The sequence below is a fragment of the Pseudomonas sp. NPDC088322 genome, assembly GCF_044740745.1.
GTDB lineage: Bacteria > Pseudomonadota > Gammaproteobacteria > Pseudomonadales > Pseudomonadaceae > Aquipseudomonas > Aquipseudomonas shirazensis.
Genome location: NZ_JBIURK010000002.1, coordinates 103,897 through 123,075 on the forward strand (window position 1 = coordinate 103,897; position 19,179 = coordinate 123,075).

A 19,179-nucleotide genomic window follows, 5' to 3' on the forward strand; every position below is an offset into this window, starting at 1 on the left:
TGCTGACCAACGTGGGGGCTGGTCAAGCGGCAGTACAGCCTCAGTGCTCCAGGCAGAGCTGCTCTTCGATGGCCTTGAAGGGCGCATACTCGTGAAGTTGCGTAGGCGATAACGGCCGACTGAAGTGGTAGCCCTGGGCGATGTCGCAGCCGGCGAGCTTCAGGCAGACCACCTGTTCGCGGGTTTCGACACCCTCGGCAACCACCTCCAGGCCCAGGCGTTTGGCCAGGATGATGGTCGAGGATACGATCGGACTGTCATCGTAGCTGTTGCACAGCGGCGCGATCAGTGCCCGGTCAATCTTCAACTTGCTCAGGGGCAGCGCGTGCAGATGGGCGAAGCCGGCGTAACCACTGCCAAAGTCGTCCAGGCTGATGCCGATACCCGCAGCGCGCAGGCGCTGCAAGTGATCAACCGCAGTGCCTTCCGGATCGAGCACGGTGGTCTCGGTAATCTCCAGTTCCAGGCGCTGCGCGGCGACGCCGAGCTGGTCCAGCTCATTCAACAATCGCTCGCTGAAATCGGCCTGGCGCAGCTGCAGCGCCGAGACGTTGACGGCGATCCGTGTGTGCGGATCGCGTGCGGTCCAGCTGGCCAGTTCCTCACAGGCCATGCGCAGCACCTCCCAACCCAGCGCGACGATGAAGCCGCTGCGCTCGGCGAGGCCAATGAAGCGGTCAGGGTAGAGCAGGCCGAATTCTGGGTGATCCCAGCGCACCAGGGCCTCGTAACCCACCACCTGCAGGTTGTCGAGCCGGATCTGCGGCTGGAAATGCAAAACGAACTGACGCTCGGCCAGGGCACTGCCAAACGCCTGCTCAAGGTTGAACGCATGAAGGTCGCTGACATTCAGCGACGGGTCGAAAAAGCGATATTGCGCGCGCCCGGCCTGCTTGGCCGAGTACATGGCGGCGTCGGCGTTGCGGATCAGCGCGTCGATGTCCTGGCCGTCGCGCGGGCAGATGCTGACGCCGACGCTGGGGCTGGTGTTGACCTCCTGGCCATCCAGCGCGTAGGTGGCCGAGAGCTTTTCGACCAGAGCGCGCACCCAGTTGTCGAGCTGGTCTTCACTGCGCTCGCCAGCGAGCAGCACGACGAACTCGTCACCGCCGAAGCGCGAAGCCTCATCGCCGTCTTCCAGCATGCGCTGAATGCGCCCGGCGACGGCCTGCAACAGCAGGTCGCCGATGCGGTGGCCGAGCGAGTCGTTGATCGACTTGAAGCGGTCCATGTCAATGAACAGGATCGCCATCAAGCGGCGCTTGCCGCGCTGGCGGGTCAGCGTCTTGCTGGCGACTTCGACGAACTGGCGACGGTTATGCAGGCCGCTGAGGTGATCGGTTGCTGCTGCGTGGCTGCTGCGCCGATGAGCCTCTTCGAGGCGCTCGATCAGTTCCTGGTTGACCTGCTGCGCCTGCTCCAGGGCGCTGAACGCCTCCTGGCGCTTGCTCAGTAAACGCAGGCTCCAGGCCAGGCTGGCGAGGATCATGATGGTCATGCACAGGTTCAGCCAGAACTGGCGGGCGAAGTTGGCTGTGCTCGGTTTGAGGATTTCTTCGTGGCGTTGACTGACGACAACGCTGAAACCACGATCTGCGGCTCGTCGATACAGGCTCTGATAGGTGCCATCCGCGGCGAATTGAGTGAGGCTGCCGGCGTCTGCGCCACTGGCTGGCGGCACCGGTAGCAGCGCCTCACCGGTCACCACCACGCCGCTGCCGTCGATACGCAGGCGCTCCTGGCCGTCATCCTGAAGCAAGCGCATGAAGCCACTGGCGCCAAGATCGATGTGCTGGAACAGCAGGGCGAGGTAGCCGATGTCCAGTTGCACCAACAGTACGCTGTCGATCTGGCGGCCAGGCAGGTTGGACAGGGGCACTAGAAACGGCACGCGTCGCTCCGACGTGTCGCTGGCATTGGGCAGCGCATGCGCCAGAAAGGGTTTGAAGCCGTAGCGCGCGACATGGGTTTTCAGTTGGTCCAGCCACTCACTGGGCAGGCGTTGCGGTTCGTCAGCATCACTGGAAAAGACCCGTGCGCCGTTGCTGTCGTAAAGGCTCATGCGTTTGAGCAGCGGGTCTGAGGCCAGGATCTTCACCAGGCTGAGGCGATCCTGAGCCGGCTTCGTCACGTCTTGCAGCGTGCTGCGACCCACAGCCTGAGCACGATCAACCACCTGGCGCAGGCTCTGTGCGACGACGCTGGCCAGGTTCAGATGTTCGGCGGCCTTGGCCGCAAGCGCCTGTTGGCGCGCAGCATTCTTCTGGGTTGCATGCAGCCCCCAGAGAAAGGCGAGAGTGACTGCGCACAGCATCAGTAGAAGCAGCGGCAGGAGCTTTGCGGAGGAGGGGGTTAGGCGGATCACTGCTGTTCGTTTCCCGGCCTTGAGTAGTCCCCTGAAAATACGACAGTTGAATGACAGCCTTATGACTAGTGGCGATTTGCTATTCACGGCTGTACGCCCTGCAAAACTGCGATTTCGACTATTTGTACAGCTCGGCTGCGTCCGCTCACGGAGCAGCGCAGGTTAAAGGTCCTCACATGCGATAAGCCGTGATTATTGAATGTTAGCAACGGCTTGTTAAAGCCCGTCGCTAGGCAGATAATCGGTACGTAATTACATAGTACGTACCACATTACGAAATCGTAGGAGCAGACATGGCCCGGGGCGGAATAAACAAGGCGGTAGTGCAGCAGGCGCGGCAGGCCTTGATTGCCCGAGGCGAGCGCCCGAGCATTGATGCGGTACGTATCGAAATGGGTAATACCGGCTCCAAGACCACCATTCACCGTTATTTGAAGGAACTTGAGAGCCAGCATCCTGCGGCCACCCAATTGGCGGCCGGTAACCTGAGTGAGCCTTTGGCGCGGCTGGTCGAACAACTGGCGGATCAGTTGCGAGAGGAGGGCGATGCTCGCATCGAAGCAGCTGAAAGCGAGTTCACCGAGCAGCGTGATCAGCTCCAGGCTCAGCTGAGCATCGCCCAGCAGGCACTCGCTGCGGCGCAGCAGCAAATCCAGATTCAGGCCAATGCCCTGCAGGCCGAGTCGGAAAAGCTCGCGTCCACCCAGAGCACGTTGCAAACCGAACAGTTGCGCAGCGCCAGCCTCAATCAGGCGCTCGGCGAGCAGCAGTTACGCCTGGCCGACAAGGATGAACAGATCACTTCGCTCGAGGACAAGCATCGTCACGCCCGCGACGCACTTGAGCACTACCGCACCGCCAGCCGCGAGCAGCGTGAGCAGGAGCAGCGCCGGCACGAGGGGCAGGTACAGCAGTTGCAGGTAGAGCTGCGCCAGTTGCAGCAGAGCTTGATCGTCAGGCAGGAAGAGGCCACTCGCCTGCATCGCGACAACGAGCGGCTGCAGGCCGAGGCTCGCCAGGCCGCCGCTGAACTCAAGGTCATCAATGATCAGTTGGAGCAGCGCGACGCCCAGGTGCAGGGTTTGCGCACGATTCTGGCACAGGCGCAGGGGGCCAGTGACGAAGTGCGTCGCCAGCTGGAAGGGCAGACGCAGCAACTGGAGCAGAAGCGCGAACTTTGCGCCGAGCAGGCCCGCCAGCTCGATTTCCTAAAGGCAGAGCTGGTCAGCCGCAGCGATGCTCTGGCCAGTTTGCAGCGCGGTGATGTGGGCGCGGATTAAAGTAATAAATCAAACTTTACCGCTGTGCAGGGTTCTTCCATAGACATTCATGGGAGATCTGCGCATGTCCAACGAGAAAAGCCACGAGCACGAGCAACCGAATAAGGGCCCGCACTCTTCAGATGAGGCCACTGAAAATAACGACCTGGGTTTTGATCCGGACTCGCCGGACCTGGACGATCCGCAGGTAGACCCACAGGGCCCAGCAGTTCCGCCGCGCGATATCGAGAAGAAGCACTAAGGCAGGAATTCGAGAAGGGAAGCTCGCGCCTTGGCGGCGCGAGCTGCTCCTGCACCAAGTGCAGGAGCAGACGAGTCGATTAGGCTTCGACCCGTTTGGCGGCTTCGACGCCGGCGCTGGACAGTTTGATCGGATACTGCACGCTGATCTGATGCTCGGCATCAACCTCAACGCTACCATCATGGATCAAGCCGTCGTCCTGCAGCGTCTTGAGCATGCCGGCCACGACTTTTTCGCCGCGATAGTTATCCAGCACTTCCTTGCCCAGGCCTTGCGGGTGCGCGTGCAAAAGACGGGTCAGAACTTCGTCACGAAGTGGGTCGTTACTCATAAATACTTAGCCTCGCCAATTCGGGTTACTTGTCGTATTTAGCCTGCAGCTGCTTGGCATGCTCCAGGTGCTTCTCCAGTGCCGGCAGGGTCTCGCCAGCGAAGGCTTTCAGGTCTGGCTTGTCGCCTGAAGCAGCCTCTTTCTTGAACAGCTCGACGGCTTTTTCGTGCGCAGCGACCTGGTTGTTCACATACGACTTGTCGAACGACTCGTCACGCCATTCAAGGATGACTTTCTTGACCTTGTCGGTCATCGCGGCCTCGTCAGGCACGCTGATGTCATGCTTTTTGGCGATGTCGCCGAGCTTCTGATTAGCCTTGGTATGGTCTGCGACCATCTGCTGGGCAAAGGTCTTGATGTCGGCGCTCTGGGTTTTTTCCAAGGCCAGATTGCTGGTCACGACTTCAGCGATGCCAGACTCGGCAGCTGCGTCAACGAAGTCGTCGGAGCTTGCCGCCATTGCATGCAAAGAGGCCATGCCCAGGGCGACGGACAGTCCGATTCGTTTCAGGAACAGATTGTTCATTTCTCACACCTTTGCGTTGGCGCGACGTCAATGTCGCCTAAGGTTGAGCATTGGCATGCAGCAAAGGTTTAATTTTTTTGTTGTCGTTGTGCCGCTGGCGCACTAATGGGAACGATGCGCGGCGAGCAGGGTTCAGACATTCAAAGGTTCAGGCAGGAGTAAACGAATGAGCATTGAACGCAGCATTCCCGAACTGGCGGCCTGGTACGCGCAATATGATGACGTCAGCTACCGGCGCGAGTCGCCCGACGCCTATCACCACGAGTTGATCCGCACGGCTGAAGCCTTGCGCGATGACGGCGGGCTGGACTGGGACGACTGGTTGGCGCTGAAACAACTGGCCGACGAAGCCCATGTCAACGCCCTGCAGGAAGCTGTGCAGGCCCACGTCAACGACCCTGACACATGAAAGCGCTGAAGATCGCCACCTTCAATATCAACGGCATCCGCAGCCGTTTGCCGGCATTGCTCGCCTGGCTTGAGCGGGAGCAGCCGGACATTGCCTGCTTGCAAGAGCTGAAGGCGCCAGATCAGACGTTTCCGTTGCAGGCCATTGAAGCTGCAGGTTACAGCTGCCTGTTTCAGGGCCAGCCGTCGTGGAACGGCGTGGCGATTCTGGCCCGCGGCGCCGAGCCGCTGGAGGTGCGCCGCGGCTTGCCAGGCATGGAGCATGATCCGCAGAGCCGATACCTCGAGGCCGCTGTTCACGGCGTGCTGGTGGCGTGCCTGTATCTGCCCAATGGCAATCCGCAGCCGGGGCCGAAGTTCGATTACAAACTGGAGTGGTTCGAGCGTCTGATCGAACATGCCCAGGGGCTGTTCGACAGCGGCCACCCGACTGTGCTCGCCGGCGACTTCAACGTGGTGCCAACTGACCAGGACATTTACGACCCGCGCTCATGGCGCAAGGATGCCTTGCTCCAGCCCGAATCGCGGGACTGCTACCAACACCTGCTGAACCAAGGCTGGACAGATGCGCTGCGGCATCTATACCCCGATGAGCAGGTGTTTACCTTCTGGGATTACTTTCGCAAGCATTGGGAACGCAATGCCGGGCTGCGCATCGACCACCTGTTGCTCAATGCCGAGCTGGCGCCGTACCTTAAAAACGCGGGCGTCGATGCCTGGGTCCGTAATGAGCCCAAGGCCAGTGACCATGCGCCGACCTGGATCGAACTGAGTACGCGCAAACATCGCTGATCTATAGTCAAAGGCCAAGCGAGCGAAAGGGATTTGCATGCCTTTTACCCATAAGCCTGATGAGCACGGCCTTTTCGCGGCCAACGGTGAAGGCCGCGCCGCGGCGATGTTTCGCCTGGTGCTGGCGTTCATGGCCGTGGTCATGCTGGTATTCGTCGCGACCGAGGCCTGGCGGTTCTGGCGGGACTATCGCGCAGCCTTCACCGTTGCTGAAAACTCGGTGGTCAACCTCGCCAGAGCCAGTGCCCAGCACGCCGAGGACTCGATCCGGCAGGTCGATGCGATTACCGCGGCATTGGCTGAACGCCTCGAGGGTGATGGCTTCGCCAACCTCGATCGGCCGCGGCTGCACGCGCTCTTGCGCCAACAAGTACAGATAATGCCGCAGTTGCATGGCCTGTTCGTGTACGGCGCGGATGGCACCTGGCTGGCAACCGATCACACCGTCACAGCGCCGAAGGCCAACAATGCCGACCGCGACTACTTCATCTATCACCGTGAGCATACGGGCCGGCAGATCAGGATCGGCTCGGTGGTCAAGAGCCGCTCTACCGAAGAGTTGATCATCCCCATTTCGCGCCGACTGAATTTTCCCGATGGCAGCTTTGCCGGCGTGCTGTTGGGCACGATCAAGGTCGACTGGTTCGTACGTTACTACGGCGACTTCCAAATCGACCAGAGCGGCGCGCTGGTGCTGGCCAAGCGCGACGGTACGATCCTGGTGCGCAGGCCGTTTGTCGAGCAGGTGCTGGGCAGCAGCCTGGCGGACAGCGAAGTGTTTCGCGACTACCTGCCGTATGCCAACGAGGGCGTGGTCGAGACTGTAGCGGTGGTTGACGGCACACCCAGGCTGTATGCCTACCGTGCGCTGACCAGTTACCCGTTGGTGGTGCAGGCCGGCCTGTCGCGCGATGCGATCCTGGCGGCATGGCGCCAGGATGTGATCAAGTCGATCGGCGTCTTGTTGGTGTTGCTGCTCGGGCTTTCGCTGTTCGGTTGGGTGGTGCTGCGTCAGCTACGTGAGCGTATTGTCATCGAGCGCGCCTTGCACCAGGCGCACCAGACGCTCAAGGACCTGGCGCTGACCGACAGCCTGACCGGGCTGGGCAACCGGCGCCGGCTCGATGCCGTATTGGATGTCGAGATCGCCAGGGCGCGGCGGCAAGGCTATCCGGTGGCGCTGGTGATGATGGATCTGGACTTCTTCAAGGCTTATAACGACCGATATGGCCACCTGGCAGGTGACCAATGTTTGCGGCGGGTCGCGGAAGTACTGGGGCAGGCGCTGAAGCGTCCGGCTGATCTCGCTGTGCGTTATGGCGGTGAAGAGTTCACCCTGCTGCTGCCTGACACCGATGGCCAAGGGGCCGGCCTGATCGTACAGGAGACATTGCAGCAGTTGCGCCGGTTGGCTATCGAGCACGCCGGCAGCCCGTTTGGCGTAGTGTCGGCCAGCGCCGGTATCGCGGTGGCTCATCCGGCGCAGCAACCGATCAGTTCACAAGCGCTTGTAGCTGAAGCCGACGCCGCGCTTTACGAAGCCAAGCGCCAGGGCCGGGACCGCTATTGCATGGCCCAGGCACAGGGCTGATCAGCGTTCAGTCAGCTGCCGACTCGCGAACTTGCCAGCGCACCGCGCTCACGCCTTTTTCCAGACTCACCCGGCTGACCAGACGTTCCAGCTGGGCAGCGGCCTGAGCGTTGCCCAGTAACTGCGCGCGTACTTCCAGGCGTACCGAGTCGGGCAGGTCTTCACTGTGCAGCGACTGCAGGCGCAGCCCTGGGTCGCTCAGGCTGTGCAGCATCAGGCTGCGCACTTGTATCTCATCTTCTCCGCGGCAGACGATGCGCACCTCGAAGCGTTGCTCTACCTCACTGGCCGGCAGTACTTCCTGATGGTCCAGGCGCTGGGCGATATCGCGCAGAAGGATGTTGGCGCACAGCACCACCAGGCTGCCCAGCGTCGCCTCGAGCAACAGCCCAACGCTGCACAGCACGCCGATTGCTGCCGTGCACCATAGCGTTGCTGCGGTATTGAGCCCGCGCACGTTGAAGCCGTCGCGCATGATCACACCGCCGCCGAGAAAGCCGATCCCGGACACCACATAGGCCGCAATCCGCGAGGCATCGGTGGCGGCCATACCGGGTACTGCCTGGGTCATAAGGACAAACAGACAGGCGCCAGTACTGACCAGCGCGTTGGTGCGCAGGCCGGTTAGACGTTGGCGCAGTTGGCGTTCTGCACCGATCAGTGCACCGAGTACCAGTGCCACGCTGACGCGCAGCAAGAATATTTTCCAATCCATAGCAAACCTCTTTCTACGGGCAGCATGCCCGTATCAGCGTCGTACCTTGACGACGCGAACGAAAAACAGAATGCGCAGGGCCACCGGACCTTCGCCGTGGGCGAGGGCGGAAAAAGCAAAAGGGAGAACATCGTCCCGAGCGGGACCGATGAACCACCGTCTGGCGTTAACGGCGAGACAGTGGCAAAAGCACTGCCGGACTAGCTCGCCGTGTGGACCTGTCGCAATCGACTGGGGCTACTGTCCAATGCAGGACTCCTGTAAGGGTGCGAAATTGCGCTGCGGACCTTACGCCACACCTCGGCGAGGGTCAATGGCAGAAACATGACAATGGCTTCATAACGACGTTTCTCTGCGTCTGGCGGGCTGAAGCCTACAGCGGGCAATGGTAACCTTGCTGCTTTGCCCACTCACTGCGGATTCTCCCATGCTGTTCAATCTGGCCGTCCTGCTCGGCACCCTGGTGACCATGGAGGGCGTCGGCACGCTCGCGCATAAATACATCATGCATGGCTGGGGCTGGTGGTTGCACCGCTCGCACCATCAGCCGCAGTTGGGCGTGCTGGAAACCAATGATGTCTACCTTGCGGCCCTTGCGTTGATTGCCGCAGCACTGGTAGCGCTGGGCAAGGCCGGGCATGCGCCGCTGCAGTGGGTTGGCGCGGGTGTGGCAGGTTACGGCCTGCTGTATGTAGTGGCCCATGACGGGCTGTTTCACCGGCACTGGCCGCGCCGGCTGCGGCCGGTCAACCGCTACCTGAAACGGCTGCACCGCGCGCATCGGTTGCATCACGCAGTCAAGGGGCGCGAGGGCTGCGTGTCGTTTGGCTTCTTTTATGCGCCGCCCCTGCGCGTGCTCAGGCGTCAATTGCGTGAGCGCAGCAAAACTGCGCTCAAATAACCGTCTCAATCACCGACCGTTTCGCGCCGTCCTTCGCTAATCCCTTCAGCCTGGTGACCACGGCTGACCCACCAGCCAAAGCCCGCGGCGGTAAAGAACATGATCAGGCTGTAGATTGCCGCCGGCACCGCCATGGTGGGGTTGTTCAGCAGTGACGGGCTCAGCGCCAAGGCAATCGCCAGGGTGCCGTTGTGGATGCCGATTTCCATGCCGATCGCTATCGCCTGGCGCTTGGGGATGTTCAGCAAGCGCGGCAGGTAGTAGCCGACACCCAGGCTCAGCAGGTTGAACAGCAACGCCGCCGCACCCACTACCGGCGCGTACTCGAGCACCGTCTGCCAATCCTTGGTCAGCGCGAGAACGATGGTGAAGGCCAGGAACAACGCCGCCACCAATTTCATCGGCTTCTCCATGCGCCCGGCAAAGGTTGGCGCCCAGCGCCGGATCATCATCCCCAGCGCTACCGGCAGCAGGACGATGGCAAACACCTGCATGACCTTGGCAAATTGCAGCGGAATGACCTGATCGGAGGCCATGAACCAGCTCAGCGACAAGTTGACCAGCAGCGGCATGGTCAGGATTGCGATGAGTGAGTTGACCGCGGTGAGGGTGATATTCAGCGCGACATCACCGTGTGCCAGGTGGCTGAACAGGTTGGCGGTAGTACCGCCCGGCGAGGCTGCCAGCAGCATCAAGCCCACCGCCAGTGCCGACTCCAGGCCAAAGCCATTGGCAATCATGAAGCACACCAATGGCAGCAGCAGGATCTGGCACGCCAGGCCGATGACCACCGGTTTGGGGTACTTGGCTACCCGAGCAAAGTCAGCGAGGGTCAGCGACAGGCCAAGGCCGAGCATGATGATCCCCAAGGCGATCGGCAGCATGGCGGTGAGCAAGGGTGAGGCGGTCATGGCGGCAGTCTCGAACAATGGATTGCGAGCAGTGTAGGTGGGCTTTCGATGAGAGGTAATCGCAATACGCCATGCCTTGGTAAAGTTTTGTTAACGGATCCATGGCAATCAGCCTGCGCTGTGCGATCTGGCCGCGTTGCGGTCGAGCCATCAGCGCAGTAGGATTCGCGCTTTTGCCGAGGATTCGCCCGTCATGCCGTTCCAGCAAGGTCTGCTTGCCACCCCGGTGCCGGTTCATGCCCGTCACCTGTTTTTTACCCTGCACAGCGCACAAGCCCTGCCTGGCGTACTGGATGCGCTGCTCGCCGAAGTCGACGGGCGCAGCCTGATTGCTGGCGTCGGCCTGCCAATGGCGACTGCGCTGGGCCGGGCAATTCCGGGTTTGCAGGCGTTCCCTGAGCTCGATGCGGTGGTACACAACCCAAGCACCCAGCACGCGCTGTGGCTGTGGCTGCGTGGCGAAGAACGTGGTGACCTGTATCTGCGCAGCCAGGCACTGATCGCGCAGCTGGCGCCGGCGCTGCAACTGGTCGACAGCATCGACGGCTTCCTGCACCAGGGCGGTCGAGACCTTACCGGTTACGAAGACGGCACTGAAAATCCAAGTGACGACGCTGCGGTCGAAGCTGCCATCGTCGCCGACGCTGAGCCCGGCCTGGCGGGTTCGAGCTACGCAGCGTTCCAGTTGTGGAAGCATGACCTGAGCTACTTCAAGTCGCTGCCTCAGACCGAACAGGACGACATAATTGGCCGCCGTCTAGAAGACAACGAAGAGCTCGACGATGCGCCGGAATCGGCTCACGTCAAACGTACCGCCCAGGAAAGCTACGCGCCGGAAGCGTTCATGGTGCGTCGTTCGGTGTCGTGGGCTGACGACCGCGGCGCAGGCCTGGCGTTTGTAGCGCTTGACCGTTCGTTCGACGCTTTCGATGTCCAGCTGCGGCGCATGAGCGGCCTGGAAGACGGCGTGGTGGATGCCCTCTATCGCTTCAGCCGGCCGTTGACTGGTGGTTATTACTGGTGCCCGCCGATGACTGAACAGGGGCTGGACGTGCGTCTGCTGCTCGGCTGACCCTGGCCAAGCGGCCAAACATCCAGATACAGAATGCACCGACAGCTCGCGCCATCACGGCTAGCCTTGAAAGTTTCCGGCTTATGACAGGGGCTTTTCCATGTATGCGCGTCGTGATGTCCTACGCACTGGTGCAGCATTGGGCTTGCTGGCCAGCAGCCCCTGGTTGCTGGCTGCTCCCGCCGACAGCTTGCTGACCCGCAAGGTGCCCGGTACTGGCGAGGCGCTGCCGGTGATTGGCGCCGGCACCTCTGGCAGCTTCGAAGTGGAAACAGGGAGTGCCGAGTATCAGCGGCTCCAGCAGGTTCTGCAGGCGTTCTTTGCTGGCGGCGGGCGCATCATCGATACCTCGCCTAATTACGGCGGTGCCGATGCCATTCTTGGCCAGTTACTGGAGGAGGGCGGCTGGCATCGCCAGTGCTTCCTTGCCACCAAAATTGCCGCTGACAGCAAGGCCGCTGCCGAGGCGCAGTGGGCGGGCACCTTGCGCAGCCTGCGCACCGATCGGGTCGACCTGCTGCAGATCCACAACCTGCGCGACTGGCAGCGGCAGCTGCCTTATGCCCGTGAACTGAAGGCGCAGGGCAAGACCCGCTATGTCGGCATCACCCATTACCTGTCCAGCAGCCATGAACAGGTCGCGCAGATCGTGCGCAAGGAGCCACTGGATTTTGTCCAGATCAATTACTCGGTAAATGCGCCCGAGGCCGCTCGCGCATTGTTGCCGTTGTGCCAGGACAAGGGCGTTGCGGTGCTGATCAATCGTGCCTTTGACGATGGCCGCCTGTTTGCCCGGGTCAAGGACATGGCCTTGCCAGACTGGGCGGCACAGGTAGGCGCAAGCAGTTGGGCGCAGCTGTTTCTGAAGTTCGCCATCAGCCACCCGGCCGTGACGGCGGTGATCCCCGCCACCGGCCGCCCCGATCGCCAGATCGACCAGCTCAAAGCCGGTCATGGTCAGTTGCTGAGCGAGGCGCAACAGCGCGCGCTGATAGAACTGTTTGGCTAGGCTCATGAGCCGTTGGCGTGAGCGGCTGGGCAACAGCCTGAACCTGCAACCTGGCGAAGGGCCGGCAGTGGCCGCCGGCCTGGTGATGTTCTTTCTGCTGTTTACCGGCTATTTCATGCTGCGCCCGGTGCGCGAAACCATGGGCATCGCCGGCGGCATCGACAATCTGCAGTGGCTGTTCACCGGCACCTTCATCGCCACGCTGGTCTGCCTGCCGCTGTTCGGCTGGCTGGCATCGCGAGTCAAACGCAAGCGCATTCTGCCGTGGACCTACGGCTTCTTTGTCAGCAATCTGGTGTTGTTTGCGGGGCTGTTTGCCGTTGACCAACAGGCGCTGTGGACGGCCCGTGCGTTCTACATCTGGTTGTCTGTGTTCAATCTGCTGGCGATTTCCCTGGCCTGGAGCGTGCTGGCGGACCTGTTTTCCACAGAGCAGGGCAAGCGCCTGTTCGGTTTGCTTGCTGCCGGAGCCAGCGCAGGGGGTCTGGCTGGGCCAGTGCTGGGAACCTTGCTGGTCGCACCCTTGGGCCACAGCGGATTGCTGTTATTGGCCAGCCTGCTGCTGCTTGGCAGCATTGCCGCGAGCGCTTACCTGCAGCACTGGCGTTCGCAGCATCCTCTGGAGCTGACTGCTGAACTGCCGCCGAACAAGCCGCTGGGTGGCAATCCGTTTGCCGGGGCGACGGCAGTATTGCGTTCGCCTTATCTACTGGGCATTGCCCTGTTCGTGGTGCTGCTTGCCAGTGTCAGCACCTTTTTGTACTTCGAACAGGCCCGCATTGTTAGTGAAACCTTCACTGATCGGACTCAGCAGACGCAGGTGTTCGGTCTGATCGACAGCGTGGTGCAGGCGCTGGCGATTCTCACCCAGCTGTTTATCACTGGCAGGCTCGCCCGGCGGTTGGGTGTCGGCGTGCTGCTGGTTGGCGTACCGCTGCTGATGGCCCTGGGCTTTGTCTGGCTGGCCCTGGCGCCGACCTTTGCCGTGTTTGTAGGGGGGATGGTCGTACGCCGTGCTGGCGAGTACGCACTGGTGCGGCCCGGTCGCGAGATGCTTTTTACGGTGCTACCGGCCGAAGCCAAGTACAAGGCCAAGAGCTTTATCGACACGGTGGTCTATCGCGGAGGAGACGCCTTGAGTGGTTGGCTCAAGCGCGGCCTGGACCTCCTCGGCGAGCATCCGCAGCTGGCGATGCTGATCGGCGCAGCTCTTGCCTTGAGCTGGGCCGGGGTCGGCGGCTGGCTAGGGCGTCGGCAACGCCAGCTCGAGCAACCTGCTCAAGCGTTGCGCGCTAAATAACGCCTCATCGGGCTTTTAATGCCATTGGTCCGAACCTTTCGGAAATAAAGCGAATCCGCTGTTATCGCTGTACTCCCAGCTATGTGCGGCTCATCACCGTGCATCCCAGTAGCTACGAGAGGTTACGCACCATGGACAAGAAAGACACCAACAAGACCGGCAGCCAGGGTGGAACGAAAAACCCGGGCAACTTCGCTAATGATCGCGAAAAGGCTTCTGAAGCCGGCCGTAAGGGCGGACAGAAGTCAGGTGGTGGTGAGTCCAGTGATTCCGGCCGCAAGGGCGGACGTTCGTAAGTGAAATGACGCAGCGCCGGTCCCGCCGGCGCTGCGTTGCTGAAGGAGACAGATCATGCGCCCACGGTCTATAGCACCTACCGTTTGCCTGCTCGGCAGCCTGGCGGTACTGACCGGCTGTTTCGACCGCGACGACAGCCACCCAGCCAAAGATGCCGATGAAAGCAAGCCCTCACTGCAGATGCAGCAGCACCAGACACCCGCTCCACAACCCGCGCCGGGGCCAGAGCCCATGCCGCAAGGCAACAAAAACCAATAAGTGCACGAGGAATGAGTCATGACGGTGATGACCCGCAAGGCCGCCCCCATGGTTCCGGCCTTGACCACAGAAGACAGCTTCGAACAGCGCTACCAGGCACTCCTGCACGGCCACAGCGTCGACAGCGCGCAATGGCTTGCCCGGCAGCTCAAGCGCGCCGAGCAACTGGAGGATGATCTGCCAGCTTCGCCGGCTCAGCTCAGCGACTGGGCGGTGCGCCACAGTGCTCAGGTGGCTGCGGAGTTCGCGACTTACCTGACCCAGCGCCGCGAAGGCGGGTCACGCCGTTATTTTGCCAACCGCGCCCAGGCACTGTGGTACATCCAGCAAGTGGCTCCGACCAAAGCGGTCGATGGTGCCTGGCTGCATGGCTTTTTGCAGCACTGGCAGGACCCACGCTATCACGGCCTTATCCGCACCTTTTTAGAAGAGTTGGGTGATGGTGATCCGCGTTGCAACCACGTCCTGATCTATCAGCGCCTGCTCAGCCGCCTTGGCTGCCTGGAGCTGCTGCCACTTGTCGATGAGCGTTACCTGCAGGGTACCGTTCAACTGGCCCTGGGCGCGCACGGCGATGCCTTCGAGGCGGAGGCTATTGGCTACAACCTGGGCTATGAGCAACCACCGCTGCACCTGTTGATCACCACCTATGAACTGGCAGAGCTGGGCATCGACGGTCACTACTTCCAGCTGCACGTCACCATCGACAATGCTGCAACCGGCCACGCGCACAAATCGATTCAGGCACTGCTGCAGTTGTTGCCGGAAAGCGACGCCGGGGCCTACTACCAACGGGTTCGTCAGGGTTATCGGCTGAACGAGCTCGGTGAATCTGCCACCGCGCTTATCGCCAGTTTCGATCTTGAACAGGAACTGATCAGCTCGCTGGAACGCAAGCGCCTGTTCGGCCAGTTCATGCATTCCGACCATTGCCGCCTGCAGGGCCGCACCATCAATCAGTGGCTGGCTGAACCAGACGGCATGGCCGGCTTCCTCGATGCGCTGCAAGCGCAAAAATGGGTTGTGCGCGGACAGGACCCGGCCGAGAGCCGCTTCTGGCGCGTCATGGAGGGCCCCACTGCACCTATGTTCGGCGTGTTCAGTGCCTATGAAAAGCAGCTGTGGTACGACTGGATCAGCGCGGACTGGCAAGGCCCGAGGATCCGCCGCGTTGCCCCCGGAAGCTGGGAGACTGGGCTGCAGCTCGACGCGCCAAGCAGTATGCGGAAGCCTTCGACCGCACCGTTGGAAACGCTCATCGCCCGTATGGCAGGTAACCGGCATGCCTTGCCGGCGGGGTTGGAAGCTACCCGCGCGTACATTCGCGCTACCGGTCTTATCCAGGAGAACGCTCATTGATTGCAGCCAGCGAAGAACAGACTCAGGCTGACGAGGCCTTGTTGCAATTAGGCAAGCACCTGCGTGCTGACGGCTATCGGTTTACCTGCGTCAGCCCAGCGACTCATGCGCGTAACAATGCGCGACCTGAGGCCCAGCGCGCTTGCACACTGCGCGACGTTTTTGGCTGGAGCAGGCCATTTGCTGCGGGGCTTTTTTCGGCGGACCAACTGCAGCAGCTGGCCGAAGCCCAGGTATTGGACGAGCACGGCGAGTCGCTGCGCAGCAAGGTGCGCTGGTCGACTCTGGAAGATCTGCTCCTGGTGCATTCTGCCTATCCGACCGAGGCCAGCGATGCAGTATTCTTTGGCCCGGACAGTTACCGATTTGCCCTGGTCATCCACGAGCATCTGCAGCGCTGCACAACGCCCGTGCAGCATGCAGTAGATATTGGCTGCGGCAGCGGAATTGGCGCGCTGTTGATCGCCAGGGCTGCCCAGCACGCTCAGGTCAGTGCGGTGGACATCAACCCGCTGGCGCTGCGTTACACCACCGTTAATGCCGCCCTGGCAGGTTTGACCAATGTTTCAGTCCAGCGCAGCAATATTCTCGACGGTGTCACTGGCACGTTCGACCTGATCGTCGCCAATCCCCCTTACATGCTCGACACCCAGCAGCGCCAGTATCGCCACGGCGGCGGCTCACTCGGCGCGCAGTTGTCGTTACAGATCATCGAACAAGGCTGTGAGCGCCTCAGCCCCGGGGGCACGCTGCTGCTGTATACCGGAGTGGCCATGATCGCGGGCCGTGACCCATTGCTTGAAGCGGCACGCGCACTTTTGGCCGGGCCACGCTGGAGTTGGGTCTACCGCGAGCTTGATCCGGATGTGTTCGGCGAACAGTTGAGTGAGCCAGGTTATGAGCAGGTCGAGCGGATTGCAGCAGTTGCGTTAAGCGTTACCCGAATCGGATGAGCGTATGTTCAAGCCTTGTACCTTCGGCATCGAAGAAGAGTACCTGCTGGTAGAAACAGCCACCGGCAAGGTGCTGGCTACACCTTCCCCAGTGGTGGGTAATCTCTGCCGCGAAGTCATGGGGCAGTATTTCGCCGAAGAAATGTTCCGCTGCCAGATCGAAGTCGCCTCGCCGGTATTCGATCACGTGCGCCAGGCCCAGCAGTTTTTCGGTGATAGCCGCCAGCGCCTGAACGAGGCGTTGGGCGAGGAGGGCGCTGCCCTCTATTGTGCCGGCAGTCACCCCAGCGCGCAGTGGCAACGCCAGCGTCCGAGGACCACCCCGCGATACTGGCAACTATTCGATGATTACCAGCACGTGGCGCGGCGTAGTCTGCTCTCGGGACTGCATGTGCATGTCGGCGTGCCACCTGGCTGCGATCGCATTCAGCTGATCAACCAAGTGGTGTACTGGTTGCCGATGTTCCTGCTGCTGAGCAGTTCTTCACCACTGTGGAGCGGGGAGAACACCGGTTACATGAGCTACCGCCGGGCGATTTGCGGCGAGTGGCCACATATGGGCCTGCCAGAGCCGCTGGCAGACTGGACTGCGTATCAACGCTATCGCGGGTTGCTGCAGCGGACAGGCTCGCTGGCTGTCGATGGCGCATTCTGGTGGGCGCTGCGGCCATCCCAGCGCTTTGCCACTGTAGAACTGCGTATCAGTGATGGTTGCCCCGGGCTGGAAGATGCGCTGTGCATTGCGGGTTTGTTTCGCCATCTGGTGGAGTGTTGCGTCATGCCTCATTACCCTCCGGCGCCGGCCAGTCGCGAAACTCACTGGATTGCCCAAGAGAACTACTGGCGGGCCATGCGTTATGGTCGCCATGGGCAGTTCATCGGGCTTGAACAGCAACAGGCGGTATCCGCCTTGGTTTGGCTGGCGCAGCTACGCGGGCAGCACCCGCCTGACTCGGTCGATGCCGAACGGGCATTCATGCAGGCGCAGCGCATTTTGACTGAAGGCACCAGTGCTGATCGGCAGCTGGAATGCCTCGAACATGCGAGATTGGCCGGGCGAGATAAACGCCAGGGGCTGCGCGAGGTGGTTGAAATGGTCGTTGCAGAAGGTCAAGGCGCCTGGCCGGTCAGCAAGCTCAACCTCACTCAGCCCTGAGCCGATCTGGATCAAGCCCGTTCGCCGCGCAACCAGCGTTGGTGGTAATGGCTCAAGCGTGTCAATCCATACAGCGCACCCTGTTGCAGTACCTCGGTGCGAATTCCGAAAAAGCGCTGGGTTCGGGTGAAAACCGCCAGCGGCTCGCCGGCGAAGGCCCAGGCAAAACACAATGTTCCCGGCGCTATACCGTCGGCACTTTCTGGCCCGGCAACTCCGGTGGTGGCGATTGCAACGGTAGCGGTGCTGTCGCGCAGGGCGCCCATCGCCATTTCCCAAGCTACCGCCTCACTGGTCAATCCATAGCGCTCGATGGTGATATCGCTCACCCCCAGCAGGCGTTTTTTCGCTTCAGGCGAGTACACCACATAGCCGCTCTCGAGCACCTCGCCGGTGCCTGGGCTTTCGGCCAGTAGTGCAACCATGCGCCCTGCGGTGCACGACTCGGCAGTGGTCAGCAGCAGGTGTTGCTGCTTCAGATAATCGAGTACAGCCTGGACTTGAGCTTGCGGCATGACGGGGCACCTTGAGTGTCTTTTGCGATTGACGCTTGGTCCTGATGATTGGTTCAGAGCGCTTGGGCCAGGCCGTGCGGCATCTCGATCAAACCTTCATCTCGCCATGCAGTCATTCATATTAAGGGCCTGAAGTGGTTCAGGCTGTGGAGGTGGCTGATGAAGTTTTACTGCCTGCTGCGGGGCTGCCAATGGCGGACCCTGATCAATCACCGACAAGCCGGGTTGGAATGTCAATGTTGCGAGCGCTGCGGTGCGCTGCGCTCATTCCAGCCTGGGCAACCCTAGCAATTTCAGGAGCTGACCATGGCCCGGGCAATCTGGAAAGGCGCGATCAGTTTTGGCCTCGTGCACATCCCCGTTTCACTCAATACCGCCGTGCGTACCGAGCGGGTCGATTTCGACTGGCTCGACAAACGCAGCATGGAGCCGGTGGGCTACAAGCGCATCAACAAGGTCACCGGCAAGGAAATCGACAAGGACAACATCGTCAAAGGCGTGGAGTACCAGAAAGGCCAATATGTAGTGATCAGTGAAGACGAGATCCGCAAGGCGCGCCCTGAGGCCACCCAAACGATCGATATCTTCTCGTTTGTCGAGGCCGGCGATATTCCCCTGCAGCACTTTGATACGCCGTACTACCTGAGCCCGGACAAGCGCGGTGGCAAGGTTTATGCGCTGCTGCGCGAAACCCTGGAAAGCACCGGCAAGGTGGCGTTGGCCACGGTGGTCTTGCATACCCGCCAGCACCTGGCGCTGTTGCGCCCGCTGGATGATGCACTGGTGATGATCACCCTGCGCTGGCCAGAAGAAGTGCGCGGCCTTGATACGCTGGAGCTGGACAAGAGCGTAACCGATATCAAGGTCGACAAGCGTGAACTGGACATGGCCAAGCGCCTGGTCGAAGACATGAGCGGGCCGTGGACGCCGGACCAATATCATGATGCGTTCCGGCAGACGATCATGGATCTGGTCGAAGAGAAGGCGAGCAAGGGCAAGATCGCCGTGGTGGAGAAGGCCGAGGGCGGCAAGGGCGAGAAAAGCGCAGATATCATCGACCTTACCGAGTTGCTCAAACGCAGCCTCGGGGGCAAGCCCGGTGCAGCCAAGAAGAAAGCGCCCGAACCTGCCAAGACTACGGAAAAGAAACCCACCAAGCGCACACGCAAAGCCTCCTGAGGGGCATGGGCGAGGGGTAC

The 19,179-nt window shown here is 61.2% G+C and carries 21 protein-coding genes and 1 pseudogene; 16 read left to right on the forward strand and 6 right to left on the reverse strand.

The genetic code is table 11. The features are described from left to right. Nucleotides 1–40: 40 nt before the first annotated feature. Nucleotides 41–2,365, reverse strand: a complete 2,325-nt coding sequence (locus ACIOAU_RS04660; RefSeq protein ID WP_401180316.1) for a putative bifunctional diguanylate cyclase/phosphodiesterase — start codon at nucleotides 2,363–2,365, stop codon at nucleotides 41–43. A gap of 293 nt (nucleotides 2,366–2,658) precedes the next feature. Here ACIOAU_RS04660 and ACIOAU_RS04665 point away from each other — a divergent pair, with 293 nt between their 5' ends. Together ACIOAU_RS04665 and ACIOAU_RS04670 are read left to right on the forward strand one after the other, a co-directional pair. Continuing rightward, the gene (locus tag ACIOAU_RS04665; protein ID WP_150569245.1) at nucleotides 2,659–3,645 is read left to right on the forward strand and encodes a DNA-binding protein; all 987 of its coding nucleotides are present in this window, start codon (nucleotides 2,659–2,661) and stop codon (nucleotides 3,643–3,645) included. Nucleotides 3,646–3,709: 64 nt separating this feature from the next. Further along, the gene (locus tag ACIOAU_RS04670; protein ID WP_178080766.1) at nucleotides 3,710–3,886 is read left to right on the forward strand and encodes a DUF6021 family protein; all 177 of its coding nucleotides are present in this window, start codon (nucleotides 3,710–3,712) and stop codon (nucleotides 3,884–3,886) included. 79 nt (nucleotides 3,887–3,965) lie between these two features. On the opposite strand, the gene ACIOAU_RS04675 is transcribed toward ACIOAU_RS04670, so the two are convergent. Continuing rightward, on the reverse strand, nucleotides 3,966–4,217 hold the full coding sequence (locus ACIOAU_RS04675; protein ID WP_101319470.1) for a hypothetical protein: 252 nt from the start codon (nucleotides 4,215–4,217) through the stop codon (nucleotides 3,966–3,968). A 25-nt stretch (nucleotides 4,218–4,242) separates the two neighbouring features. After that, nucleotides 4,243–4,743, reverse strand: a complete 501-nt coding sequence (locus ACIOAU_RS04680) for a DUF4142 domain-containing protein (protein ID WP_101319468.1) — start codon at nucleotides 4,741–4,743, stop codon at nucleotides 4,243–4,245. A 166-nt stretch (nucleotides 4,744–4,909) separates the two neighbouring features. On the opposite strand from ACIOAU_RS04680, the gene ACIOAU_RS04685 reads away from it, so the two are divergent. Genes ACIOAU_RS04685 through ACIOAU_RS04695 form a run of 3 tightly spaced genes read left to right on the forward strand, consistent with a single transcriptional unit; the run spans nucleotide 4,910 to nucleotide 7,534 of the window. After that, nucleotides 4,910–5,152 carry a hypothetical protein gene (locus ACIOAU_RS04685; RefSeq protein ID WP_101319466.1) on the forward strand — a complete coding sequence of 81 codons (243 nt, stop codon included), beginning with the start codon at nucleotides 4,910–4,912 and terminating at the stop codon, nucleotides 5,150–5,152. After that, entirely contained in the window at nucleotides 5,149–5,943 is a 795-nt protein-coding gene (gene xth / locus ACIOAU_RS04690) for an exodeoxyribonuclease III (RefSeq protein ID WP_150569247.1), read from the forward strand. Before ACIOAU_RS04685 ends, xth begins: the two co-directional genes overlap by 4 nt. A gap of 37 nt (nucleotides 5,944–5,980) precedes the next feature. Further along, on the forward strand, nucleotides 5,981–7,534 hold the full coding sequence (locus ACIOAU_RS04695) for a sensor domain-containing diguanylate cyclase (RefSeq protein WP_150569248.1): 1,554 nt from the start codon (nucleotides 5,981–5,983) through the stop codon (nucleotides 7,532–7,534). A gap of 7 nt (nucleotides 7,535–7,541) precedes the next feature. Here the strand turns inward: ACIOAU_RS04695 and ACIOAU_RS04700 are convergent, their stop codons facing one another. Further along, nucleotides 7,542–8,249, reverse strand: coding sequence for an MgtC/SapB family protein (locus ACIOAU_RS04700; protein ID WP_101319459.1), 708 nt, complete (start codon nucleotides 8,247–8,249; stop codon nucleotides 7,542–7,544). Nucleotides 8,250–8,676: 427 nt separating this feature from the next. Here ACIOAU_RS04700 and ACIOAU_RS04705 point away from each other — a divergent pair, with 427 nt between their 5' ends. Continuing rightward, a complete protein-coding gene (locus tag ACIOAU_RS04705; RefSeq protein WP_150569249.1) occupies nucleotides 8,677–9,150 on the forward strand; it encodes a sterol desaturase family protein in 474 nt (157 codons plus the stop codon). Nucleotides 9,151–9,155: 5 nt separating this feature from the next. Here ACIOAU_RS04705 and ACIOAU_RS04710 read toward each other — a convergent pair whose 3' ends face one another. Next, a complete protein-coding gene (locus ACIOAU_RS04710; protein WP_101319455.1) occupies nucleotides 9,156–10,061 on the reverse strand; it encodes a bile acid:sodium symporter family protein in 906 nt (301 codons plus the stop codon). 193 nt (nucleotides 10,062–10,254) lie between these two features. Between ACIOAU_RS04710 and ACIOAU_RS04715 the strand changes: the two genes are divergently transcribed. From ACIOAU_RS04715 to ACIOAU_RS04750, 8 genes and pseudogenes are all read left to right on the forward strand, one after another. Continuing rightward, nucleotides 10,255–11,133, forward strand: a complete 879-nt coding sequence (locus ACIOAU_RS04715) for a Dyp-type peroxidase (RefSeq protein WP_401180324.1) — start codon at nucleotides 10,255–10,257, stop codon at nucleotides 11,131–11,133. Nucleotides 11,134–11,233: 100 nt separating this feature from the next. Continuing rightward, entirely contained in the window at nucleotides 11,234–12,142 is a 909-nt protein-coding gene (locus ACIOAU_RS04720) for an aldo/keto reductase (protein ID WP_101319451.1), read from the forward strand. A 4-nt stretch (nucleotides 12,143–12,146) separates the two neighbouring features. Next, nucleotides 12,147–13,442 carry an NTP/NDP exchange transporter gene (locus ACIOAU_RS04725; RefSeq protein WP_401180328.1) on the forward strand — a complete coding sequence of 432 codons (1,296 nt, stop codon included), beginning with the start codon at nucleotides 12,147–12,149 and terminating at the stop codon, nucleotides 13,440–13,442. Nucleotides 13,443–13,618: 176 nt separating this feature from the next. After that, nucleotides 13,619–13,738, forward strand: a pseudogene (locus tag ACIOAU_RS04730) (KGG domain-containing protein); the annotation flags it as partial. Nucleotides 13,739–13,793: 55 nt separating this feature from the next. After that, complete coding sequence (locus tag ACIOAU_RS04735) at nucleotides 13,794–13,997, forward strand: hypothetical protein (protein ID WP_401180331.1); 204 nt, start codon at nucleotides 13,794–13,796, stop codon at nucleotides 13,995–13,997. Between the two features lie 18 nt (nucleotides 13,998–14,015). Further along, the gene (locus tag ACIOAU_RS04740) at nucleotides 14,016–15,356 is read left to right on the forward strand and encodes an iron-containing redox enzyme family protein (RefSeq protein WP_401180334.1); all 1,341 of its coding nucleotides are present in this window, start codon (nucleotides 14,016–14,018) and stop codon (nucleotides 15,354–15,356) included. Next, nucleotides 15,356–16,309: a methyltransferase gene (locus ACIOAU_RS04745; protein WP_401181083.1), complete on the forward strand. Its 954-nt coding sequence runs from the start codon at nucleotides 15,356–15,358 to the stop codon at nucleotides 16,307–16,309. Before ACIOAU_RS04740 ends, ACIOAU_RS04745 begins: the two co-directional genes overlap by 1 nt. 4 nt (nucleotides 16,310–16,313) lie before the next feature. Continuing rightward, nucleotides 16,314–17,465 (forward strand): carboxylate-amine ligase, encoded by a 1,152-nt coding sequence (locus tag ACIOAU_RS04750; RefSeq protein WP_401180337.1) that lies wholly within the window; start codon nucleotides 16,314–16,316, stop codon nucleotides 17,463–17,465. Nucleotides 17,466–17,476: 11 nt separating this feature from the next. Here ACIOAU_RS04750 and ACIOAU_RS04755 read toward each other — a convergent pair whose 3' ends face one another. Next, nucleotides 17,477–17,980, reverse strand: coding sequence for a CinA family protein (locus ACIOAU_RS04755; protein ID WP_101319439.1), 504 nt, complete (start codon nucleotides 17,978–17,980; stop codon nucleotides 17,477–17,479). 159 nt (nucleotides 17,981–18,139) lie between these two features. Here ACIOAU_RS04755 and ACIOAU_RS04760 point away from each other — a divergent pair, with 159 nt between their 5' ends. Next, nucleotides 18,140–18,268 carry a PSPA7_2676 family Cys-rich small protein gene (locus ACIOAU_RS04760; protein WP_308812229.1) on the forward strand — a complete coding sequence of 43 codons (129 nt, stop codon included), beginning with the start codon at nucleotides 18,140–18,142 and terminating at the stop codon, nucleotides 18,266–18,268. 18 nt (nucleotides 18,269–18,286) lie between these two features. Continuing rightward, on the forward strand, nucleotides 18,287–19,159 hold the full coding sequence (locus ACIOAU_RS04765; protein WP_150569254.1) for a Ku protein: 873 nt from the start codon (nucleotides 18,287–18,289) through the stop codon (nucleotides 19,157–19,159). The last annotated feature ends 20 nt before the right edge of the window (nucleotides 19,160–19,179 follow it).